The organism is Kamptonema formosum PCC 10802 (genome assembly GCF_000332335.1).
In the GTDB taxonomy this organism is placed as follows: domain Bacteria; phylum Cyanobacteriota; class Cyanobacteriia; order Cyanobacteriales; family Oscillatoriaceae; genus Oscillatoria.
Genome location: NZ_KB235948.1, coordinates 1,718,472 through 1,741,543, shown reverse-complemented (window position 1 = coordinate 1,741,543; position 23,072 = coordinate 1,718,472). Strand labels below are relative to the sequence as shown.

Sequence of the window (23,072 nt, the reverse complement as noted above, 5' to 3'; positions counted from 1 at the left end):
GTCCCTCACGCGGTCTTGCTCCGTCAGGCTTTCGCCCATTGCGGAAATTCCCACTGCTGCCTCCCGTAGGAGTCTGGGCCGTGTCTCAGTCCCAGTGTGACTGGTCGTCCTCTCAGACCAGTTACCGATCGTCGCCTTGGTAGGCTCTTACCCTACCAACTAGCTAATCGGACGCGAGCCCATCTTCAGGCGATAAATCTTTCACCTTTCGGCACATCGGGTCTTAGCAGCCGTTTCCAGCTGTTGTCCCCGACCTGAAGGCAGATTCTCACGCGTTACTCACCCGTCCGCCACTAGAGGATTGCTCCTCCCGTTCGACTTGCATGTGTTAAGCAGACCGCCAGCGTTCATCCTGAGCCAGGATCAAACTCTCCATTTTGTTTTAAGAGTTTGTATCTTTGCTATTGTCCCGGGGTTTCCCCCAAAGACTGATTTCTTTTGACGAGGATTGAATATCTTGCTTTGGCTTTCAAACTATTGGTTTTTCTTGGTTCGGGCGTGTCTTCGGGGCGCTCCCCTGACACTCTCTCAATCTAACATGGCAGCTTTCAGCTTGTCAAGCTTTTTTCCGAATTTCCTCGAAGTTTTTTTCACCGCCCGCTCACACGAGAGTGAATCGCTTCTGGATCTTCGGAAGCGCTGTTATTTAGAAACACATCCTATTCCTGGAGACTGAGCGAGCGGAACCGAAATTTTTCCTGCGGCTCACATATCTCGCATCATCCCACCGGCTAGTGACGTGCGCCCAAAGCCAACCCAACAGCTTAAAAGTTTTAGCGTGCTTTCTGGCTTTCAAACTATTATTTTTTCCTGGTTCGGTGCGCTTCCAGACCCAAGCGCGAACGCTGGTTTTTTTCGGCGCTTTATTACTGTAACAGATAAATCCCGCTTCGGGAGAGACACAACCGAACTTTTTGGTACGGATAACCCTACTTTTTTTGTACGGTTCAGGGGGGAGCGGCGGCAGAGCCGGCCCTCACCCAGGGCGGAGGCTGTCCGGTAAGGCACATTTCGGGCCACCGGCAGCCCCACCGCCCCCCCAGCTGCCACCGGCATCCGAGAGCCATCCCCACCGGCAGCGCGCCACATCCCTCCTACGCCGGGTGAAAATAGAAAGCCGCCCCTAAAACCATATAAGTAGCCAGCAGCAGCCCCCCCTCCAGCCAGTTAGAGCGCCCGTCCAAACTGATCAGATTGGCAATCGCCACCGCCACAGCCACAGCCACCACCTCAAACGGATTGAAATTCAAATCCATAGGCTGCCCAATGGCCACCCCGACGAGAACCAAAAGCGGAGCCATAAACAGAGCCACCAGCAGGCTAGAACCCATCGCCACCGAAACCGACAGATCCATATTGTTCTTAATGGCCACACTCACCGCCGTCACATATTCTGCAGCGCCGCCAACCAGAGGCAAAAGAATCACCCCCGTAAACAGCGGAGTCAGCCCCAGCCCCTGAGTTGCTTCCTCCACCACGCCGACAAAAATCTCCGACTCGAACGCCACCGCCACAGTAGAGATTGCCAGCACGCCCAGCCAGAGCCACAAATTCGGCTTGTGCTCAGCCGGCTCACCGCTCTCAGCCTTCGGCGCTTCTCCCTCCAGCTCAACCAGCCCCACATCATAAAGGTAGCTGTGAGTGCCCAGAGAAAACACCAGCGTCAGAGCGTAAACCGCAACCAGCACCACCGCCACCGTAATAGAGAGATTGGTAATCGCCCCCGGCTCCACCCCACTGGAAGTGTAAATCACCGTCGTCGGCAAAACCAGCGCCGTCACCGCCAGCGTCATCGAGGAACCGTTCACCCGCGCCACAACCGGCTGAAATTCCTGTTCCTTGTAGCGCAAACCTCCCAACAACATGGAAAGCCCCATCACCAGCAGCAAGTTACTGATAATCGTGCCAGTAATACTCGCCTTCACAATGTCAACCAAACCCTCTTTCAGCGCCACAAACGCAATAATCAGCTCAGTCGCATTTCCGAACACCGCATTTAACAGCCCCCCAATAGAAGGGCCCGTCACAATCGCAACTTCTTCCGTCGCAGTGCTCAGCCAGATTGCCAGCGGGACAATCGCTATACCCGACGTGACAAACACCGTCATCGTCCCCCAGTGCAAATATTCAGCCGCTATTGAAATCGGCACGAATATTAACAAAACGTAAGATAAAATTTTCTTGACTGTCATAGATTAGGGTTGAAAGAATCGAGATTCTGTGATAGAATACCCCCAACAAATTGTAGGAGCAAACAGTCGTTCGGCCCCACACCGGCAAATATAGCCTTTTTAGCCCAATCGGGGAAGACACCCTCGCCGCACCCGCCGCACGCTGCAGGACAGGCCAGGGACAGGCCAGGGACAGGCCAGGGACAGGCCAGGGACAGGCCAGGGACAGGCGAGACGCCTGTCCTACGCCTTGGGTATCACCGGCACCACAGTCCAATGGCCATCTGGGGGACAGCTCAGAAGCAAATTTTCTATCATCCGGTAGAAGACATATATACAAAACCGGTCTAAACTCGGACTTTTTTGAAAATCATTTAATCGGAAGCTGTAAAATTTATCGCGATATCCCGCAATCGGGGCGGTTGCTCCGTGGCCCACCGGCACACCGGCACACTCAAATGGCCATTTCGGGGGCCCCTCAGAAGCCAATTTTATATCTTCCGGTAGAAGACATATATACAAAACAGGTCTAAACTCGGACTTTTTTAAAAATCATTTAATCGTAAACTGTAAAATAGCAAGCTGCCGGCCCGCCGCACCGGCACGATTGTCCATTGCGCCGGGCGTGTGCGGTGGGGATAGTAGCGTTCCCCAGGGGGGAACGCACCCTACAGCCTGAATGTTTTAAGCTTCACACAGAGGGATCAGAGGAAAATTTGTGACGCAAGGAGCGCAATGGGGTCAAAGAATGTATCGGTTTTCGAGCCGGTGGCAAAAGCTTTCTCGCTCAGCAGAGTCTTGCAAGCCTGCATCCTCTTAGGAGGGTGCTTGGTTTTGACGGTTGGGTTTTCCCTGTCTCAGGGTGCGGTTTCCGTGAGTTTGGCCCAGCTGTGGCAAGCCTTGCAGCACAAAGGCGATCCGATTTACCAGACTATTATCTGGGATCTGCGGCTGCCTCGGACAATGGCGGGGCTGACGGTTGGGGCGGCTTTGGGAATGTCGGGCGCGCTGCTCCAGGGTATGCTGCGCAATGGACTCGCCGATCCCTTTTTGCTGGGGATTTCTGCCGGCGCGGGTTTGGTGGCAGTGGGGCTGGTGACTTTGGGCGTCTTTGCCGCTTGGGTGCCGGTGGCAGCTTGGGTTGGTGCGGTGCTGACGGCGGCGCTAGTCTATTTTCTGGCTCGCACTCGCGGCGGGATTGCGGTGGAGCGGCTGGTTTTGGGCGGCGTTGCGGTGAGCTCCCTATTTGGCGCTATTCAGTCAACTCTGCTGCTGCTGGCGGATGATGGCAGGGTTCAGCTCGCCCTCAACTGGCTGATTGGCAGTCTCAACGGACGGGGCTGGTCAGAAGTTACAGTGGCTGCTCCTTATATTGTGGCGGCGCTCCTGGGCGGCTGTCTGCTGGCAAGATCGGTGAATGTTTTGAATTTGGGGGACGATCTGGCGGTGGGGCTGGGGTTTTCTTTGCTGCGAGCTCGCCTTTTAATTGGGGCAGTGGCCACTCTGCTGGCTGCCGGTGCGGTGAGTGTCGCCGGCTTGATTGGATTCGTGGGGCTGGTGGTGCCTCACGGCGTCCGGCTGCTCGTGGGCGCGGACTACCGCTGGGTTTTGCCGCTTTCGGCGGTTGGCGGCGCTTTTGTGCTGACTTTTGCTGATATTCTGTCTCGCTTGGGGGCGGTGGAGCTGCCGGTGGGTTCTGTTACGGCACTGCTAGGATCTCCTTTGTTTGTCTGGTTGCTATCGAGTCGTTCTGGTTCCAGAAATTTCTAGTTATGCCTTTAGAAGCTCAAAATCTTGCCGGCGGTTACAGCGCAACGCCAATTGTTCAGGAAATTGACTTCACTCTCGGCGCGGGCGAGTGGCTGAGTCTGGTGGGCGCGAACGGTTCGGGCAAGTCCACTCTGCTGAAACTCCTCAGCCGCATCCTGCAGCCTGTCGGGGGTGCGGTTCTTTTGGATGGGAGAGCGATTCACAGCGAGCCGGCACAGGCGGTGGCGCGAAAACTGGCGCTTTTGCCGCAACAGCAAGCGATTCCGGCTGGGCTGACGGTGCGCCAGCTGGTGAGTCTGGGGCGCTCGCCCCACCAGCCTTGGTGGCAGTGGGAATTGGATGCTGAAGATCGGGCATTAGTTGAGGAGGCGCTCGTCGAGACGGGGCTGGTAGAGTTTAGCGAGCGTCTTGTGGAGCAGCTTTCGGGGGGGGAGCGCCAGCGGGCTTTTCTGGCGCTGGCGCTCGCCCAGTCTCCGCGTGTGCTACTTTTGGATGAGCCGACGACTTATCTGGATATTCACTACCAGCTGCAACTGCTGGAACTGCTCAAAGAGCTCAACCGGCAGCAAGGGCTGTCGATTATCACTGTGCTGCATGAGGTAAATTTGGCAGCGCGGTACAGTTCGCGCATCGCTCTCCTCAAGCAGGGGCGTCTTTGGGATATCGGCACGCCGGCAAAGGTTCTGACTCGGGAAAATCTCGCTCAGGTTTTTGATGTGGAAGTTATCGTTATGGATACGCCGGTTGGGTTGCAAATTTTTCCGGTCGCCCCTTGTGAGGTTACTTCAGATGGGAGCGTCACTTTTTTGTAAAGCCATTTCTTGTAGGGCAGGCATATTGACTGTGGAGTTATGAGATTGGGGGAGGGAGCCGGGATTGGGGGATTGGGGGATTGTGAGGGTGCCGGTGGCACCTTTTGAGGGGTTAGCAAAACTCGCTCGCCAATACGGGGAGGGGGGCTTACCGTATTTGTCTTTTGACTGGCGGGGGATGCTATACTGCTAATCGAAAGAGTCACCAGCGTGATGGTTATTGAGGCGGCGTCTGAGTGGCTGTGCGTTCGCCGGCAGAACTGCCACCACAACAGATAATCAAACCGATGAAAAAAAAGTGGAGAGTGTCTGTTGTCGCTATAATGGCTTTGACAGTCATGACTGTAGCGGTGGTTCCTAAACTTACTCGTCGCAGTCGCTTGGTTATGGCCATTGCTCCAGTTAAACCCCACGCGCTGACGCGAGAGCGCATGCTTCAGCTTGCAGCTCGTAGGGTGGGTTAGCGATAGCGTAACCCACCCCACACCACATTAAGTGTAGCTGCGTAAGTCCTGTAAATAACCCAAGTTGCTACTTAAGGAGGCAGAGCCTCAAGAACGCGGCGTTTCCAGGCTCTGCCTGAAAGGGCAGATATGTCAATTCTCTGGGCGGTATTTAGACTTTCACACGGCACAAAAATTCCCTTGCTTTTGCAAAGACCTCTGATTCAGAACACCGGCTAGGGCGATAGAAAATAGAGATTATAGGCTGTTGCCATAAGCCGCAAGCAGCAAGCTTTTTATAGTGCTTTTTTTGCCGCTCATCTGGCTGATTATTGGTGGTTTTTTCTACTTCTTCTCCAGGCAACTTGTGCAGCCAGATTCCTACTTCCGGATCGTAGGGGTTTTCTCCACACAGCCACCCAAACAACTTATCCAGCGCGTAAGCATCCATGCACTTGATTTTTACCTTATCTTTAGCTGCCAACTGATAGGGATAAAGCCCAAAAGTGACAATCTTTAAATCTTCTTCTTGTCCCTCTGGATAGCTTTTTTCCAGAGAATCATAGGTGGGTTCGTATAGATATTTCTGGACAGTAAACTCCTTGTCATCATTTTTAACATTCGCTTCCGCCTCCTCCGATGAAGCTAGAAGACTGTCCCTATGCCGGCAATTTGATTCCAGTTTGGGCAAGCACTTCTTCAACTTACGCCATTGTTCTTTCAGCTCTTCCCATACGGCCAATTCAACTTCATTGATTCCGCATATCTTGGGAAGAATATCGCAATATAGTTTTTTGTATTCGGTTGGCTGGTTTAACAAATTTTCATCCAGCAAATCTTCTAAATGTTCTCCCTTGCCTCTTTTCCCAGAAATCAGTTCGTCAATATGAATCAAAATTAGCTGCCTGCCGATAGCCCGACATTGGGGCATACTGGAATTTGTCAGCAACCAGCGAATCTCTTTGAGTTGATTGAGTTTTGACTCGCCGCCTGGTTGCTTTGAATCTTGGCATAGTTGCACAATCCAGGGCTGTTCTTTCAGGTCCGGAAACTCCTTATTTGTCCCGCCTACTACCTCAGAAAGGAGACTTTTAAACTCCTTTAAGATTTCCCGCTGGTCAATAACTAGCCTTTGTTCGCCCTGTTCATTAAAGTAATCATTCGTCACTAATTGAATCTGCTTCTCATCCATCCTGGGAGAGAGCATTTTAGTCGCTTGACCTAACTTGACATCTACAATGCAGTGAGTGCAGCCGATCGCGATACGCTTAGAAAGAATAGAGGCATAGACTAAAGGAAAGTTAGTCATCAAGTTGGTTAAGCCTCGCACGCGCATCAACTCTTTGTCCACTGGGGCTAAATCGTCAGTGGGCTGGCAAATAACGCCCAGCTCCTTTTTACATTGCTGCGCGATCGCCTGTGCGTCGCTTGGAAAAGACAAGCCACCACTTTCCAAAATATCCACCGTGCCACAACTGCCCCCTTTAGAAGGTAACTTGGTGACATACATAGAGGTTTCGCTGTTTTGCCTGTTGGGTGGAGTTGCGGCAACCATCAGCCAAAGATAGCCAAAAATCGGCGTAATATTGGCAACGCACCCTGTAGAAGCCACATCCCATCGCTCTGCATGTCCCCACAGATTTTGCAATCGCTCCGCCATAGGGGATTCAGACATTGCGGCGGTAAATTCGTTAAGTTTTATGCCGGTCATAAGTTTGATTACTCTCCACGATGATTTCGCATTTTGATTAAAAGTCCGTCAATTTGTCGCTGTAAAGTTTGCCCCCGACTGCCGAGCTTGATTTTTTGGAAAATATTGTCATATTCTCCGGAATTTGCTTGAGGGATGACAGCTTGCAAGTGCCATGCTGAAGCGAGAAAGGCAAAAATCGAAGACCAGGGATCGATATCTGGAAACTTGGACGAATTGAGGAAATAGGCAGACAGCGCCCACCGGAGTTCTGCCATATCTAGCTTGCAGGTTTTGAGGGCAAACCGGCGGATGGCGGCGATCGCCTTGAGGGCGTTACCGACCGGCAGGGTCAAGGTTTGAGATGCGGCTAGATCGGGTTGGGCCAATTGGGCAGCAAAAAATTCAGCGCTGTTTCCCTCAAATTCCACAGCCCTCAGCGCCGCATCCAGCAACCGGTAATGAGCCTTGTCTGAGCCACCGTTGGGCCAGAGATTGGCCAGATTGGCCAGAGAGGGCGTCAGGTGGTGATTCCAGATTTCTACTTCCAGCTTGGCGAAGTCAAAGGCCACCATGCCCCGATCCTGGGATCGCTCGAAGTCAATCAACCACCCCACCTGTTCCTGTTCGCTGCCAAACAGAATATTTTGCAGGTTAAAGTCTCCGTGAATGGCCCCAATATGGGCGGAGAGGGTGTAGTGGTAGGGGATTTGGGAGCGATCGCCAAAATAATCAAACGGATTGGGCAGTTTTTCCTTGCTGACTGTCTGGACACTGTTCAGCAGTTGTTCAATATTCTTACTATCTTGCTTTTCTTTTGGGAAAGCCTCCTCTGCTAAGGCTACACTGAAAATTCTGTCTTGCATCTTTTTGACTTCTTGGCTTTCAGCGTCGAGACACGCCAGCACCTCCACCGGCATTCCCGGACGAATCCAAGTCGCGCCAAACCGCCGGCAAATGTCTCGACCTCTGCCCCGCAGCTTGATGCGAAGTCCCAGATCGGGATGGGCTAACATAACAGAACCTTCAGCAAACTCCCCTTCCTGGGCGCTAACTTCTAGCAGGTGCCAGCCAGAGAGCAAGATTTTCTCAGCATTTTCAAACGTTGCGCGATCGTCCCACGGGGAAAGGTCTTGTTTGCCGATTTTCTGTTGCCTCTCCAGCTCAAACGATGCCAGAGTCCAAGCGACATTTTCTTTGTACCCCAGGGCAATATAGGATTGCAGCGGCTTCACCTTGCGCTTTTTGCCTTCGCTGGACTGATTAGCACTGTCGCTGGGGATCTCTAAATCGTCAGCAGAAACAAATTCTAGGGGGATCAATACGCCCGATAGAGGTGGCAGCGCGTGACCGAGCCACTGCCAGAGAGGAAGTTTTTCCGTTTTGAGTTCAGATTGGGCTATTCCGGAGTGAGATAGGGGTTTGAGGACTTTTTCCAGAGTATTTTGAATGCGACTCACGAGGTAATCTCCCCCTGCCGGTTGGTTGAGTTGCTGCTTCATTAGGTCATGCAGGGGACGCAAGCGTTGATAGTCTTCGGGGAATCCCGCCAGAGAATACATCAGTGCGCCGGTGGGGATTTGCTCGCCATCACCTTTACTCATAACAGGTTTGCGGATGATCCCGGCAGTGTAACTGTTGAGTCGGGGCTGGATAATTTGCTGATAGGCGAGATACTCTCGCTGGATACTGAGCCAGGGGCCAATTTTGATGAAGCGCGTTGCTTGGTCTTTCGGCTTCACAAAAAAGGTGGCTTGAGCCAGTGATTTGCCCGAAGTGAGAACCTTAACGGGTTCAACTTCATCCCCACTGCGGAACAGTTCAGCGATTAGCTGTAAAAACGCTTTACCCTTACTACAGCTACCGATTGGCTTTTTGATATCAAGTTGGTTGAATAATCTGTTAACTTCTGGAGTAATGGGGTCAACCTTCAACTGCTTAGGGATGAGAATTTCTCCTAATAAGGGACTGTAGCGCTTCTCGGCATCGGCTTCTAGTTGGCGTTCGAGGGTAATATAATAAAGAGGCTGCTTTGACGTTCTATCTTTTTTACCTTTAACTAGATCGAATTTTCTGTGGTGGTTTATGTCTTTGTAAAAACCCCAAGACGCTCCGTAAGTCAAAGCTTTTTCCAGGTATGCCAAAGAACCTTCTCCGATGTCTTCAGGAGCGACCAATTCCTTGTTTGATTTGTCTGGTTCGTCTTGTAGGCCCGTTAAGACAAATGAGGGAATTTCAGGATACTTTTCACATAGTACATGAATAGCGCGGAAGCCCATTCCTGTCCATTTATCTTTATTATTTTCTTCTGAAGGATCGAATAAGGTTGGCCTCCACTCTAAGTCAACTAAGAAGGCCGCAATGTGGGGGCGGTCGCGCTCGATTTGGTCAAAGGGCAGTGCCGAATAAATTAGCTCATAGCTCGACTCCATCCCAGCCGGAATCCAAAGGGGCAGCGCTTTAACATCAAATATTACAGACAAGTTGTTTAAATTAAACCGGCAAAATCCATCCAATATCTCTGCAAATTGATCCTCAGTCAAATTTTCTGTCTGCTTGTCCCGATAGTATTTACCAATTTCTGATTTTTTGATGTGGCTGTTATGTTGATATAAATTGTTTTTGCGCACCAGATAATTGTTATAGTCATCGAAAACATAAATAATTGGTTTTATCCCTCCTACATAGCGATGGGGTTTTATATCATCTAGCAAATCGGTTCTCACATTTTCGTCTGCAGTAGTTTTTAGAAAATTAAGCAATGAAAATATCTTTTGTTTCGAGCTTCTGCTGTCCGCTGGAGTTTCAATTAACTCCCTATGAAATTCCTTTTGCCATTCATCTGCCTTTTGATTGTCAGCCTTAAGTTCTTCTTCATAGACTTTTTTTTGTTCCTCGCACATTTGGGGTAATTTTCCCTGCTGTCTTAAAAATTTAACGGCTTGGGCTATATCAGCATCTGAAATGTCAAATTTAGGCGCAGTTTCTCTAAAAATAGGGTTTCCTAAATATGGTCTTGAGCGTCTTCTCCTAGAGAAAACACCTGGCGCGCTAAATTGAAACGCATGGTCAGCTTTTATACCACTGTCATCCCATAAATTAGCATCTGAGGAATGAATAAAAGTTGCGTTAACTCGATCGGGGAATTTTTCTTTCGATAAACCTTCTCCATCCGGATCGTCTGGCGTGATTTTTGTAAAATCGTTAGCCGATGAGATTACATAAATTTCAGCGAAGCCACCGCTCAGCAGCAGCTTTACCCATTTTGACGATCTGTCGCTATCCATACAAACAACACAAGCTGTGAGGGGGTGGACAGTGTTTTCTGATGCTACCATGAAATTTTCCTCCTTTAATTAGTAGATGATACTACAAGCAATGGTCCTTGCATATAGACAACCCCAGGACTCATAAAACCTTCCTCACTAACCAGCATATTTCTCCACAACCGCAAAATCGCGGTTCTGGTGTTGCTAGCCGTATCCGGGACTGAGATGTTCTCTTGGTTAAGAATTCGAGCTACCCCCTGGGCCAGACTATCCGGACGATTCTCAGACGCTTGATTGGCTTTCCACTTGAATTGGATTTTCAGTATTTTACCCGAGTTGTCAAAAAATGCTGTCTTCACTTGGGACTCAACCTCTTGACTGCGTTTTTCAAATAAGCGAAGAAAGAGGTCATACAGGGCCATAGCCGATGTTTGGGCGGTAGCTGGGTCTTGCCAAGGAAACAACGGACTGGTAGCTTGTGTCAAGTTGGCCCAATTAGGAACGCTTTTAGTTAAGGGTTGTACATTTCCCCACGCCTTTTGATGAGCCATCAACGCGATTAAGTATGCGGAGCCAATAGAAATGTGACGACGGCCTGGATTCTTCGTCTGTCCGCAGAAAAAAGCCCCACAAAGGTGCTTCAGCGATTCGTGTATATTTTGAATAGAATCCCTTGTTTGGAACCAAATTTCGGGGAAATTACAACCTATGGCCTTCTCGATTTCTGCTTTATATCGGTTGGCTCGAAGGGGATCGGATTCAAAATATTCGTAAATTTCGGCAGCGCTATGTTTGACAAGTAAATTTTCATAATCGTTGGAAAACCATTCTTCTGTATTTTCCCACAATTGATGCAGTGGGTGTTGGGAATGTAGGTATTGCATAACCCCCTCACTTCCCGTTAAAATAATTTCGTCGCCAAGATTAATAAAATCAGGATATTGAAGAGTTTCTTCTTTAAAAAAATCCTTAATAAAATTAGTCAGAGAGTAGTTATCTATGGGTTCCAAATTATTTTTAGGGGTAATTCCTTGGAGGAGAGCGCTAGTTAATAATCCTCGCCCGTCACGCGCATGAGCTTGCTCCGCTCGCTGTGCCGCAACGATGAAACAACGACTCTGCCCTTTTTTAATTTCACGGGACTGATTAAAGTTTAAAAATTCACCACTGAACCCACAATCAAGCCAAACAATCTGCTGGGACACTTTACTCTTTTGCAATAACTCCCGAAGCCATTTGAGAGAAATGCCCCAGCGCTTTCTAAAATTTGAGTCACTGGTTGCTAGAAAACCCTCTGATTCTCCATTCTCGTACTCCCGCCGCAGTCCGCGACCGGCAAAAAACAGCAGCGCTGTATTAGGAATTTGACTTGCAGTTGGCCTGAATAATTGCTCAATAGCAGTTTGAAGGTCTTCTGCTTTTACCAGTTCTGTTGGATTGAATTGGGATATATCTGGCCAAGAAGGGAGTCTAGTGACCTCAAAGTCTCCGTAGAGTTCGAGAAGACGGGCGATCGCCTCAGCATCGGTTGTTGCTGTTGTTATATGTTGAGCTTCGCTTGTGGGTGAATCTTTTAGAAATGGATAGCGATTAATGCCAACTACCAGTGCGGAGCGCTTTATTGCTGCAGCGCGTTTTCCTAAATTCAAAGCACTATTTGACACCAACAACCGTCTCTGACCGGGCCAAAATCGAATCTCTTCCCCAAAGGTTCGGCACAAAGGAATCTGGAGTTTTAAAACGGGATTAGTTTCTAATTGTTTCCTGAGAAACGTTATGAGCGTCCAGCTGCTTATCCACTCATCTTGTGGTTGCTGCAGGGGGTCAAGCCCCTGTAATAATACATTGGTCAAGACACCGCGCTCGCCTATAGCATAATTTAGATTATCTTGAGAAGCAGCTATTAAACAGCGATCACCCCCTGAAAGCCAATTTTTTAACTCTGCCGCTGTCAAAATATTCAACAACTCCCCGCTATAGCAACAATCCAGCCAGACAATTTGCTGTTTTACTGGACTTTTTAATAAAACTTCGCACAACCAATGGAGAGAAACGCCCCAATTATCTTTTCTCGGAGAAGCGTCGCTGGTTGCTAAAAAGCCTTCTGTCAGCCCCTCACGTTGGTTCTGCAAACCCTGTCCTGCAAAAAATAGCAGTGCTGTATCTGGGATGTAGCCTCCTGTTGGACAGAATAAGTGAGTAATAGCTTCTTGCAGTCCTGCTGCCGTAACTAGGCCAGCGACATCGACTTGTCTCTTACCATCGTTGATACCTTCGGGCAGTCGTCGCAACCTAAAGCCACCGTAGGTTTCTAAAAGCTGAGCGATCGTCTCTGCATCAGTTGCTGGGGTTCTCAGATGTGTGGTGTTACCCCCAGCCTTCAGGAAGGGATAACGATTGATGCCAACTGCTAAAGCGTGTCGCTTCATCTTTCCCTCATCAACTAAGATTGGCTCATTTGGATATATTACCCCATTGGCTCACCGAATACATCATAAAGAGCAAACCCTTGCTAAGTATTTCAGGCTAATTCCTCTACAGTCTGTAACTTTTTGTAAAAATTGCGCCACCCCTACTAGCTATCGAAACAGCTATTTTTACAGTTTTTTACAGTCATGCGTATTTGTACTTATCTATTCACCAGCGACTACAACTGATCGTTTCACATCCTCAGCATCTATTACAATTGTGACTTGATATCTAAATTAGCACGATTGCGCGATGAACTCCACTGCCTTTAACACATTACTTGCTCTATTGCTGGCTTTGAAAAGTCCAAAAGTTTCCCTGAGTTCCTTAGAACAATCCAACCTATTCGAGGTTGGGGAGCAACTTGAACTAGATCCTGACGATTGGGAGTTTATTGAAGAAGGCTTAATGGCGATTATAACCAGTAATGATGCCCTTAATGCAGCTTTTCAATCGGCACACTCTAGCCTTTTGACTGTGGCTGAAAAAGTCAGGCAACAGTTATTACCGACAGATGAGGAAGTGACCCAGGTGTTGTTTGAGCGTAAAATTGAAATCCGCGGTGACGATCGGGATTTCGCCAATCGAAAAATTGTTGAAAAAGTTATCCAGATTGCCATTAAGGTCCTCAAGGATGACAACCCGCAGAAGAAAATCGGCTCCCTGCGTTGGATCGATCGCGTGGTGAAGGTGCTGGGGCAGTAGGGGTGTATTGCTATCCGTATTCCCAAGAGCGATCGCTAAGTGTCCATCGCTACCAACCACTATTGCCCCATATTGGCAAAATGGTCTTGCAGCAGGCGATGGATGAAACGATAGCGCCCGCCGACTCGTTGCAGGATCATTCGCTGGGTGGCATAGTTGAGAAACCGGGCATAGTTCCAGGGAATAAAGCCCTTGCAGTAGAGAACGACGCGCAGGCTGAAATGTTGAATGCAGGCTGTGCCGGCTTGACTCAGCCCAAAACACAGCCCTACCAGTATGGCCGGTAAAACAAGACCGGCGGTTTGCACTGGAGACAATACAAAAGATGGCATCACCCCCGAGGATTTCCACATCCATGAGACAAAAACTACAAACAGCTGTTCCCTCATCAGGAAAGCGGATAACCCTAACGTTGTTGCTCCGATTAAGGCGAAGATGAGCGCTGCTTTTAAGGACTCCCAAATGCCTTGATTAGGGGTTTTTATTGTTTCTATTTCAGGGCCGGGCATTTGTGAAATTATCATCATAAGGGGCGCGATAATTAAAAGAAAAAAAATCGGTTTTGCCCTTATTGGCGAACCGCTCAAACGCAATAATGGTTCAACGATGATCGAACTTATCGGTGCCAGAATCAGTCCAAGAATTAGAGACTTTCCTATACTCCCTACTGTCACATTCAAAGTCTCTACAGGTTGATTTTTTTTTCTTGTCCGAAAGTTAAATAAAAGAGCAGCCAAAAAATTAATCCAAAACATATACCTATAAACAAAGAGGCAAATATTGCTATTCTGCCAGCAGGGGTTTTTATTAATAAAGGAAAAGGCAGGAAGGTAATTAAGGGAAAGAGGTAAAAGAGCGCAAAGACCGCTCCGGCAATGAGTCCCAAAATTCCCCCCACTCCCAGAGCGTAAATTTGACGGTCGCGCCAAGTAGCCGGCAGCCAAGCAGCGGGCTGCATTCGCTCTATTAAAAACTCAGTTTGAGAATCTTCTGTAAGCCTTTTAGCAAGACAAGTCAACCAATTTTTTATATTAGCCTCGCGAGGCTCCTTGCCTTTGGCATACCACTGCGCTTTGATTTTTCGTCTCAGCATTTGCGCAATATAAGCATCAAACAAATACCGGCGGCGGGTTTCAGCAGAAGAACATTTGTGCCATTCTTCAACGGATAGTTCTTCACCGGCTAGCGCCAAAGTTATGATTGCCAGCAGCAGTGGAAACTTAGCCAATTCCAAGAGCTGGAAATCAGCTTCGATACTGGGCCAGAGTTCTGAACGTCCCGCACCCTCCAAATACTTCTGAATCTGTGCCTCAGTTAGAGATTGCAAGCAAATGGCACCATTCAGTTCTAACTGAGTTTCGTACTGTTCGTACTCTTCACGGCGACTGCACACGACCAGATGGCGCGACTGCACCTCACTCCCTATAAACCGATTGATCTCTCTCACGCATTTCTCTTGCCGCTCCGATGCCAACTCATCCAGCCCATCCAGCAACGGCAACAATTCGCCACCGGCAAGCCACTTTTGCCCAATATCCTGACGAACCCGATATTTATCCTTGAGTTCAGCCACTAACCATTCCGCTATAGTTTGCTTGTCATCCTTCCAACTCGAAAGGTTAAACAGCACCGGCACCGGCTGATTCGCATCCAATCCCGCCCGCTCGACTAACTCCCGCGCCAGTTCTAGCAAAGTCGTCGTCTTGCCGCTTCCCGGCGCACCCAGAATCAGCAGCTTTCCAGCGATCGTTTCATCGTCAAATACGTCGATAATCTCCGTCCTCTGGGGCAGCGCCACCGGCGACTGATTCCCAACCTTCACCTCTACATCCCAAGGGCGTTGCACCTGTTGCGGTTGCTTCTCTTTCCCCAGATTAATCAGCACCGCATTGTGCAGCGAATGCTCCAGGCGACTGTCTACCTCATTCTTCACCTGTGACAGCAATCCCTGCCGGTTCAGATATTCTCTGCGAGAGAGAATTCTGCCGCTATCTGGCGAAACTGGTCCACTCCCCAAACGCTTTTCTAATAAATGTCTTTTCTCAGGAGTTGCCGTCAGATAGATGAGTGGGCGTTTGTCACAATGGATAATCGGCTTTTGGGGAACGAGAAGCAGTTGCCGGTTGATAAACTTCGTGAGGCTGACGCTGGTGACAGCACCCTTGGCACTGGGGTCGAGTCCATCCAGGAGAATTTCAGTCAGCGCCCCGCGTTCTCCCGTTAAGTTGGAGTGGGCATCCTCAAAATCTCGGGCTGCGGCGATAAAAAAGCGCACCTTCTCGGAGTCCGCCACCTGTAAGTCTTCCGTGGCAAAGTTAAACAGTTCGCCGCTCCTGCAGCAATCCAGCCAGACAATCTGCTGCCGCACGGGACTCTTTTTCAGCAGTTGGCGCAACCACTGCAGGGACACCCCCCATTTCTCTTTTCTCGGACCGGCATCGCTGGTTGCCAGATAGCCTTCGGTGACGCCGCCTGTGACTTCCCGCCGCAATCCGTGTCCGGCAAAATACAGCAGTGCCGCGTCTGGGGGGCTGCCGGTGTTGGGATTGAACAGGCGAGCGATCTCTTTTTCCAATTCCTCTGCCGTCATCAGTGCCTTCGGATCGACCTGCAATTTGCCGTCAATCAGAGAGTTGGGAAAGCGCCGCACCGTAAAATTGCCGTGAGTTTCCAGCAGGCGAGCCACTGCCTCCGCATCCGCTGCCGCCGCCGTCAGGTGTTGAGCGTCGCTGATTGGCAATTTTTTCAAAAAAGGATAGCGATTAATCCCAACAACCAGAGCATCTCGCTGCATTGAGACTTTTCCCTTACTGATATCTAAATTAACTCGCGGCTGGTTATTTTCGACGCCGCCCCTGGTTTTTAGGATGCCGGCAATTCCCCCTGCACCCGCCGCCGGCACCCAACCTTGGGCCTCACCCCTCAAACAGCGGACTCCTCAGACAGGTCAATGGCTGGCAGCTGGCGGATAAAAGAACGCACTACTTGCGCAATCGGAATTCCCTGACGGGCGGACTCGGCATCGAGCCGAGCGTACTCCTCCTCGCTCACCCAAATTTGAAGTTTCTTATTGCGTTCTATTTTCATAGTTTTGTTAAGCGACCTATACTGCGGACGATTTCAGGAGTAATTTAGGAGTAATTTAGGAGTTCGCTCTCCCCCACCGGCGGGCCACCGGCTGTGGCCCGCTCTGACGGCTTGCAGAGAACGGCTCATTCAACTGAATCACTTTCGAGAGGGCGTATATGAAACAGACAGACGGGGACACCACCCGCTCTGAGGCTCAAATTGTGCCGGCATCTGAGGAACTGACTCAACCGGAGCAAATAGAACTGGAGAATCTGGAAGCTCAGGTACAGCGGGGGATAAAAGCCTTCTGGGAGATGGGAGAGGCTTTAAGGCAGATTCGGGACAAACGCCTGTACAGGCAGAACTACAGCTCTTTTGAAAAATACTGTCCCGCTCGCTGGCAGATTTCTTGGCGCTCCGCTTATCAGCTGATTGAGGCTGCTGTCCTGATGGAAAACCTGCGCCACGGCGCAGGGATTGAAACCCTGCCGGCTAACGAACGCCAAGCACGCCCCCTGACAGCTCTGCCGGCTGAGAAGCAAAGAGAAGCTTGGGTTAAAGCTGTCACTACGGCTCCTTCTGGCCGCATCACCTACCATCACGTTGTCAAGATAGCCAAAGAATATCAGGAGCCCCGACAGCTAACGAATGGCTCCAGGAAAGGTAGAAAAACCAGCACCCATGATCAAGATGGGGAAGCGATGCCAGAAGATTTACTCCAAAATAACACAACAGCTGCCAAAAATGCAACAGAACAGCAAGAGAGCGAAAGCACTCAGCCGGCTTGCTGTTTAACGTTGCAGATTCCTTTCTCTTTGCAAGCTGCAATTTTAGAAACAGCCAAAGCGTCGGGAATCAGTGCGGAAGAGTGGGCCGTTAAAATTTTACAGTCTGTAATTAAGGTAAATAGTTAGGTCGTTCCCTAGCTAGCACGGAGTCTAGAAGCTGCAGGAGTTCCCTCCGATCCCAGTTTAATAATGAACCGCCAAGACGCCAAGAACGCCAAGAGAAAGATATAGCAGTATTATAGCGGTTCACAGTTTGATGTACTATGGTTCATAAACCCGATGAGCGTAGGGGCGGTGCCCCCGTGCCACTGGTGTCAACTTAAGCTGTGTCTCGTAGTCTCCCGGCGGTTGAAACCGCAGCTATACAGACAAAACCCGCCTGCGCGGGTTTTAAGATTCTAGCTCTTCTCTTAAGTCCGCGAAGGCGGACTTCGTTTGTGTAGCCGCGATTTCAATCGCCAGGAGCTTAAGTTGACACCGGTGCCCCCGTGCCCGCCCCTACGATTGGGGGGCTTTGAGAAAGTTCCCCCCCTTTTTAAGGGGGGGCTAGGGGGGGATCTAATATCTGTACCTCACCCAGATGCAAACCGCTATAACTTAGATTAGGACACTAATGGCATAGCGTATGGGGCATGGTGCATGGGGCATGGCGCATGGGGAAGACTGACAGCAATGCCCAATGCCCAATGCCCAATGCCCAATGCCCAATGCCCATGTCCTAAACTGACTGTCCATTGCTATAAAATACTTTTGCCCCTAAAGTTAAAAGCGTTGCCACCGCTGTTTCACTCAAACCTGTAACCCCCGTAATGTTCATGCCTTCGTAAGGTTTTGGCGTCGAGAGCGTTGTTTTGCACTCTGCGGTTTTTACATCCCACAGTTTAATTGTTTCATCCGCACTGCCAGAAGCCAAAAGTTCCCCGTTCGGACTGAAAGCAACGGAATACACCCAGTCAGCGTGACCCCGCAAAGTAGCTAAGCATTGATAAGTGCTGATATCCCAGAGGCGCACTGTACTGTCGCCGCTGCCAGACGCCAAGATTTTATCATTCGGGCTGAAAGCCACTGAAAATATCCAGTTGGCGTGTTCTTTCAAAATCACTAAGCACTCACGGGTTCTAACATCCCACAACCGTACCGTACTGTCACCGCTTCCAGAAGCTATAATTTGGCCATCCGAACTGAAAGCCAGTGAATTTATTTCTCTCTCGTGTCCCCGCAAAATTGCCAGATCCTCACCCGTACAGACATCTCGTAACTTAATGCTGTAGTCATCGCTGCTGCTGGCAATAATGTTTCCGTCCGGACTGAAAGCAACTGCGTACACTAAATCTGTTTCTTCCTGAAAAGTCGCCAGACACTGGCCCGTATCAGCATCCCACAACTTCACCCGACAATCGCGGCTGCCAGAAGCAAAAATTTTACCTTTAGGGTTAAAAGCGACTGTGCGCACTCGATGAGTGTGTCCCCGCAAAGTGTGGGAGCATTTACTGTGACTGACATCCCACAACCGTACCGTCCGGTCGTCGCTGCCGCTCGCGAGAATTTGCCCGTCCGGACTAAAAGCAACTGAATACACTCGCTCGGCATGCCCTGACAAAATATTGAGGCACTTGCCATCCCTGATATCCCAGAGCTTGACCCCGCTATCAGCGCCACCACTTGCCAAAATATTACCTTCAGGACTGAAAGCAACTGAATGCACCGAACTGGGGCGTCCCCGCCAAGTGGCTAAACACTGACCTTCGCGAATATCCCACAGTTTTACCGCCCGATCGTCGCCACCGCTGGCTAGGGTTTGCCCGTCCTGGCTGAAGGCAACTGAGTGTATCCAGCTGCTGTGCCCTTGGCAAATCGTTAAAACCCGACAGCTGCGCATATCTCGGATATCTCGCAGGATCGCTGTTTGGTCATAGCTTCCACTAGCTAAAATTTGTCCGTCCGGACTGAACGCCACTGAAGAAACTTCTGCACTGTGTTCTGTTAAAGTGGCGGAACACTGACTGTTGCCGATATTGGAGATATCCCACAGCTTGACCGTTTTGTCAGCGCTGCCGGTAGCTAGATGTTTTCCATTAGGGCTGTAACAAACCGCATAAACGGATTTTTGGTGTCCTTTTAAAGTAGTTAGGCACTGACCGCTACTAGCATCCCACAGCTTCACTGTTTTATCGCTGCTGGCGCTGGCCAGCGTTTGGCTGTCGGGGCTGAAGGCCACACCACGCACCCTGCCGGCGTGTCCGGCTAAAGTAGCGCGGCATTGACCAGTGGGAACCTCCCACAATTTCACTGTTGCGTCGTCGCTGCCGGTGGCTAGAATATTCCCTTGAGGGCAGAAAGCGACGGAACTTATCCGGCGGGTGTGCCCTTGTAAAGTTCTGAGGCACTGATGAGTGCCGGCATCCCACAGTTTTACTGTTGCGTCGTCGCTGCCGGTGGCGATAACCCTGCCGTCAGGACTAAAAGCAACTGACCGCACTACAGAGATGTGCCCCTTGAGGGTAAAAAGTTTTTGATTTCCTGCAACTTGCCACAAATGAATCTCGCCGGCGAAATCACTGGCAGCCAATAATTGTCCGTCAGGGCTGAATGCAACGGCCAAAATACTATCTATATTTTCAGCAAAAATAGAGCGAGCTAAATTAGCGCTAGCAAAATTAACCCCGCGCAAGTTTGCCTCTCTGAGAAAAGCTTGAGAAATTGTTAGGTTAGAGAAATCCCAGCCCGTTAAATCTGTTTGCCAAGACAGGAGTAAATTGATAATATTGCCGCCGGCATATCCCGGCCTATAATTTTTCGGGAGTCCTGACAGGATTTGTTTGAGCTGGGCTTCGACCCCCGCTTGGCTGCGAAAATCAGCGAATAGCTTCTCAGCCAAAGGCTTGAGGATGAGGCGAATTTGTGTGTCCCTAACGCAGTCTTTTGCTGTCGCTTTGATCAGGGAGTGGCTGTTAAAGAGTTGAGGCTGTCCCGCTCTAATTTCCGAGCGGACTTCTTCTGTAAATCGCCCGGTGATGTACTCCATGACTAGGTTTTGCAGGGTGAACTTGTCCCCTGCTTTTTCTGTGAGCGAGCGCCAGACGAGCGAGCGCAGAGCGTCAGGGACTTCTCGCTTCCCGCTAGATGAGAGAATATCCTCGCGCAATTCTGAGATCGAAACCGGCTCTCGCGCGATTGCCAGCCAGTACATGACCTGCCTTTCTGAATCTGACAAGCGATCTACTTGTTGCCTCAACAGCTTGCTGATATCTCCAAAAACCGGTTCGTCTTGCGTGAAAAATTCAGCTATTTTACCATTGTAGACTTCTTTAATCCGGGCGGCAACAATCTTTAAAGCTAAAGGATTGCCTTGATATAAATCAACGAGCCGTATTTTTTCATCTTCTGAACCGAACAATCCCTGGATCTGAAGAATGTTGCGTGCCGCTTCCCGCAACCCACTGAGTTGCCTGACTCGAACCGGCAGGGTTTCTCCTGCCAAGGGTGCCACATCTGCCGGTTTTTCCCGACTGGTTAGCACCAAGCAACTTTGATGCGTGGATTCTCCCACCCGTCTGAGCAGTTCGCCATAAGTCTCATAGCTTTCTCGATACTCTCCTGCGTGAGTGCCACTTTGCAACAGGGACTCAGCATTATCCAGAACTACCAGACAGCGAGAAGCTCGTAAATAATCAATAAGCAGGGTTATTCTCTCGCCGGTTGCGTCTGGCAAATCGGTTTGCTGCTGTTCGCACAAGAATTTGATTAACTCTGCCAGTAGCTTGTCCACAGGAGGGGCTTCGCGGAGACTTCGCCAGATGACGGATTCAAACTCACCCTGAATCGTTTGTGTCAGCTTGACAGACAAGGCAGTTTTGCCAATTCCCCCCATGCCCAACAGCGCCACCAGCCGGCAGCCATCCCGCACAATCCATTGCTCTAGTTCTGCCAGCTCCTCAGTGCGCCCAACGAAACCGGAGACATCAGGCGCTTCTCCCCAACTGGCCCTAACCACGCCGCCCGCTGCCCGGTTGACGGTAATTTTGGCGTCTTGGCTGATACCGGCGTTGGCCATCCCCCCTTCACGCCCCACAACGTTCGAGTTGAGTTGTGACACATGGGCGTTGGCCAAAACATGGTCATCCTCATCCAGCTTTTGGCCCAAGGCGCTAAAAAGACTCTCAATTTTACTCTTGTCAGACCCAGCCCGCCGGTTCAATATATTAGAAACCGTATCAACGGATACAAAATGGCCACTAGCGCGTTCATTGATAGTGCGGTCAGTCAGGTTTGATATATCTGCCAGAGTATGTCCATCTGGAAAATTTTCTTTGACCGCATCCCAGATTTTCTTCCATCCTTTATCCGTCAGTATCCGACCGCGAGCGCGTCTTGCTTTGGATGAGGCCATTGTGTTGCGCGTGTTAACTCAAGGTTGCTGGACTTCCGCTGGCTACCAGTCCAAGGCGTAGCAACCCAACCCTCCGAGCCCCTCTGTTTCGGTGAAAGGGGAGGGCCAGGATTGGGGAAAAGCTTAGACTGTCCCGAATTCAGCGGATGGCTCCTCTGCCAAGCATACGGCAGATAGGGGCTTTGTGTCAATTTTAAGGGATTTAAGAGAGTTAAGGCATTTAGTGTCTGAGTTTAGAAGCAAAAAAAACTGCTCTGGCTATAGTTTCCCAGGTTTTTTACCAGGAATTTTTAATTCCGGTTTTTAAGTCCCTTTTCTCCACAGCAATAATCTTCTAAATGGCAGCAAGATTGTGGTGGATGGTTTCGCACGCCAGTTTAGGAGGTAATGTTCCATGTCTCAATTAGCAGCCTGCGGCAGTGCTTAATAGTAAGGATTAGCAGTCGCGTAAAAGTAATGATGCGCTCTTATGGAAGCCGCCTTGGAGCGCGAGATAAAAGGCATAAATCATTACTTGTTAAGCGCTTTCCGGATTGGTTTTAGATTTCCTGCTCTTGGGGCCGTTATCGCTCTAATTTAAACCGGCAAGCGAAATATCTACTTTTATGTACTCCCCGAATTACGGGACAAAGCAGCCATGAAAAGCATTATTTCTATTTCAGAAATCGGGATCGCTCTCATGTTGGCAGCCAATGGGTTCTCTGGGACCAAAATTTCCCCGCCGGCAGCACCAAGCACGGCAGCCGGACAGCTCATCGAAGTGGCTGCTGATTGCTCTCCGTGCCCCTCGCGGGTCCCCCCCGACAGCCGCAATCAGGCATATATAGCAGATTTCAGCCGAGTGAGGTACAGATATTAGATCCCCCCCTAGCCCCCCCTTAAAAAGGAGGGGAACATTCTCTTGCGCCCCCCAATCGTAGGGGCGGTGCCCCCGTGCCCGCCCCGTTTGGGGGGATCTCCAGACTGTACTCCACTCAAGTGAAAAGTGCTATAACAGTCAGTTAACTGGCGTTGCAATCCAGAAAGACGATAGCCGTTCCGTGCCGGCTCTCCAGCGCGGTTGGTGACGGAACAGGGGCATTTTAGCATTCGTTACAGGAGAGCGCTCTCCTATTTGTGCGACGCCCAAACAGTGCCGGCGCAGGCGACCGGCGCGTGCCCAGCGAGCGGCGTCCCCAGGCTCTGCGTCGGAACGAGAGAAGCGGATGTAAATCTGTCATAAGATAGATGTTAGAAAGTCGGTGAGCGCCGGTGAATATAGCGGTTCTCAGATTGATGTACTATAGCCCCTAAACACATTGTCGTAGGGGCGGTGCCCCCGTGCCACTGGTGTCAACTTAAGCTCCTGGCGATTGAAATCGCGGCTATACAAACGAAGTCCGCCTACGCGGACTTAAGAGAAGAGCGGGAGTTTTCAAACCCGCGCAGGCGGGTTTGGTCTGTGTAGCTGCGGTTTCAACCGCCGGGAGACTATGGGACACAGCTTAAGTTGACAC

General features: G+C 50.1%; 14 protein-coding genes and 1 rRNA gene (1 of these 15 only partly in view). 4 read left to right on the top strand and 11 right to left on the bottom strand.

Translation table 11 applies throughout. From position 1 onward, the window contains the following. The 3 genes from OSC10802_RS39085 to OSC10802_RS0107420 all read right to left on the bottom strand — a co-directional run. Positions 1 to 379, bottom strand: a 16S ribosomal RNA gene (locus tag OSC10802_RS39085) (it extends 1,172 nt beyond the left edge of the window). 715 nt (positions 380 to 1,094) lie between these two features. Further along, positions 1,095 to 2,192 carry a calcium/proton exchanger gene (cax, locus tag OSC10802_RS0107425; protein ID WP_017716157.1) on the bottom strand — a complete coding sequence of 366 codons (1,098 nt, stop codon included), beginning with the start codon at positions 2,190 to 2,192 and terminating at the stop codon, positions 1,095 to 1,097. Between the two features lie 222 nt (positions 2,193 to 2,414). Continuing rightward, complete coding sequence (locus OSC10802_RS0107420; RefSeq protein WP_017716156.1) at positions 2,415 to 2,660, bottom strand: hypothetical protein; 246 nt, start codon at positions 2,658 to 2,660, stop codon at positions 2,415 to 2,417. A 246-nt stretch (positions 2,661 to 2,906) separates the two neighbouring features. Here OSC10802_RS0107420 and OSC10802_RS0107415 point away from each other — a divergent pair, with 246 nt between their 5' ends. Together OSC10802_RS0107415 and OSC10802_RS0107410 are read left to right on the top strand one after the other, a co-directional pair. Beyond that, entirely contained in the window at positions 2,907 to 3,941 is a 1,035-nt protein-coding gene (locus tag OSC10802_RS0107415; RefSeq protein WP_017716155.1) for a FecCD family ABC transporter permease, read from the top strand. Positions 3,942 to 3,943: 2 nt separating this feature from the next. Beyond that, entirely contained in the window at positions 3,944 to 4,753 is an 810-nt protein-coding gene (locus tag OSC10802_RS0107410) for an ABC transporter ATP-binding protein (protein WP_017716154.1), read from the top strand. A 217-nt stretch (positions 4,754 to 4,970) separates the two neighbouring features. On the opposite strand, the gene OSC10802_RS49095 is transcribed toward OSC10802_RS0107410, so the two are convergent. The 4 genes from OSC10802_RS49095 to OSC10802_RS0107395 all read right to left on the bottom strand — a co-directional run bounded on the left by OSC10802_RS49095 (position 4,971) and on the right by OSC10802_RS0107395 (position 12,584). Continuing rightward, the gene (locus OSC10802_RS49095; protein WP_232731640.1) at positions 4,971 to 5,147 is read right to left on the bottom strand and encodes a hypothetical protein; all 177 of its coding nucleotides are present in this window, start codon (positions 5,145 to 5,147) and stop codon (positions 4,971 to 4,973) included. A 221-nt stretch (positions 5,148 to 5,368) separates the two neighbouring features. Then, a complete protein-coding gene (locus OSC10802_RS0107405; protein WP_017716153.1) occupies positions 5,369 to 6,907 on the bottom strand; it encodes a hypothetical protein in 1,539 nt (512 codons plus the stop codon). An 8-nt stretch (positions 6,908 to 6,915) separates the two neighbouring features. Further along, entirely contained in the window at positions 6,916 to 9,789 is a 2,874-nt protein-coding gene (locus OSC10802_RS0107400) for a lipopolysaccharide kinase InaA family protein (protein WP_044170005.1), read from the bottom strand. 449 nt (positions 9,790 to 10,238) lie between these two features. Then, a complete protein-coding gene (locus OSC10802_RS0107395) occupies positions 10,239 to 12,584 on the bottom strand; it encodes a caspase family protein (protein ID WP_017716151.1) in 2,346 nt (781 codons plus the stop codon). A gap of 292 nt (positions 12,585 to 12,876) precedes the next feature. Between OSC10802_RS0107395 and OSC10802_RS0107390 the strand changes: the two genes are divergently transcribed. Then, positions 12,877 to 13,329, top strand: a complete 453-nt coding sequence (locus OSC10802_RS0107390; RefSeq protein WP_017716150.1) for a hypothetical protein — start codon at positions 12,877 to 12,879, stop codon at positions 13,327 to 13,329. Positions 13,330 to 13,388: 59 nt separating this feature from the next. On the opposite strand, the gene OSC10802_RS0107385 is transcribed toward OSC10802_RS0107390, so the two are convergent. From OSC10802_RS0107385 to OSC10802_RS49090, 3 genes are read right to left on the bottom strand one after another with little or no spacing between them, the layout of a single operon-like run. Further along, positions 13,389 to 14,009 carry a hypothetical protein gene (locus OSC10802_RS0107385; protein WP_155967436.1) on the bottom strand — a complete coding sequence of 207 codons (621 nt, stop codon included), beginning with the start codon at positions 14,007 to 14,009 and terminating at the stop codon, positions 13,389 to 13,391. Positions 14,010 to 14,014: 5 nt separating this feature from the next. After that, positions 14,015 to 16,255 (bottom strand): caspase family protein, encoded by a 2,241-nt coding sequence (locus OSC10802_RS44090; RefSeq protein WP_052334296.1) that lies wholly within the window; start codon positions 16,253 to 16,255, stop codon positions 14,015 to 14,017. Continuing rightward, the gene (locus OSC10802_RS49090) at positions 16,252 to 16,416 is read right to left on the bottom strand and encodes a hypothetical protein (protein WP_017716149.1); all 165 of its coding nucleotides are present in this window, start codon (positions 16,414 to 16,416) and stop codon (positions 16,252 to 16,254) included. Before OSC10802_RS49090 ends, OSC10802_RS44090 begins: the two co-directional genes overlap by 4 nt. A gap of 158 nt (positions 16,417 to 16,574) precedes the next feature. On the opposite strand from OSC10802_RS49090, the gene OSC10802_RS39075 reads away from it, so the two are divergent. Continuing rightward, positions 16,575 to 17,312: a hypothetical protein gene (locus OSC10802_RS39075; RefSeq protein ID WP_017716148.1), complete on the top strand. Its 738-nt coding sequence runs from the start codon at positions 16,575 to 16,577 to the stop codon at positions 17,310 to 17,312. 592 nt (positions 17,313 to 17,904) lie between these two features. On the opposite strand, the gene OSC10802_RS0107365 is transcribed toward OSC10802_RS39075, so the two are convergent. After that, positions 17,905 to 21,576 carry a WD40 domain-containing protein gene (locus OSC10802_RS0107365; protein ID WP_017716147.1) on the bottom strand — a complete coding sequence of 1,224 codons (3,672 nt, stop codon included), beginning with the start codon at positions 21,574 to 21,576 and terminating at the stop codon, positions 17,905 to 17,907. Positions 21,577 to 23,072: the final 1,496 nt, after the last annotated feature.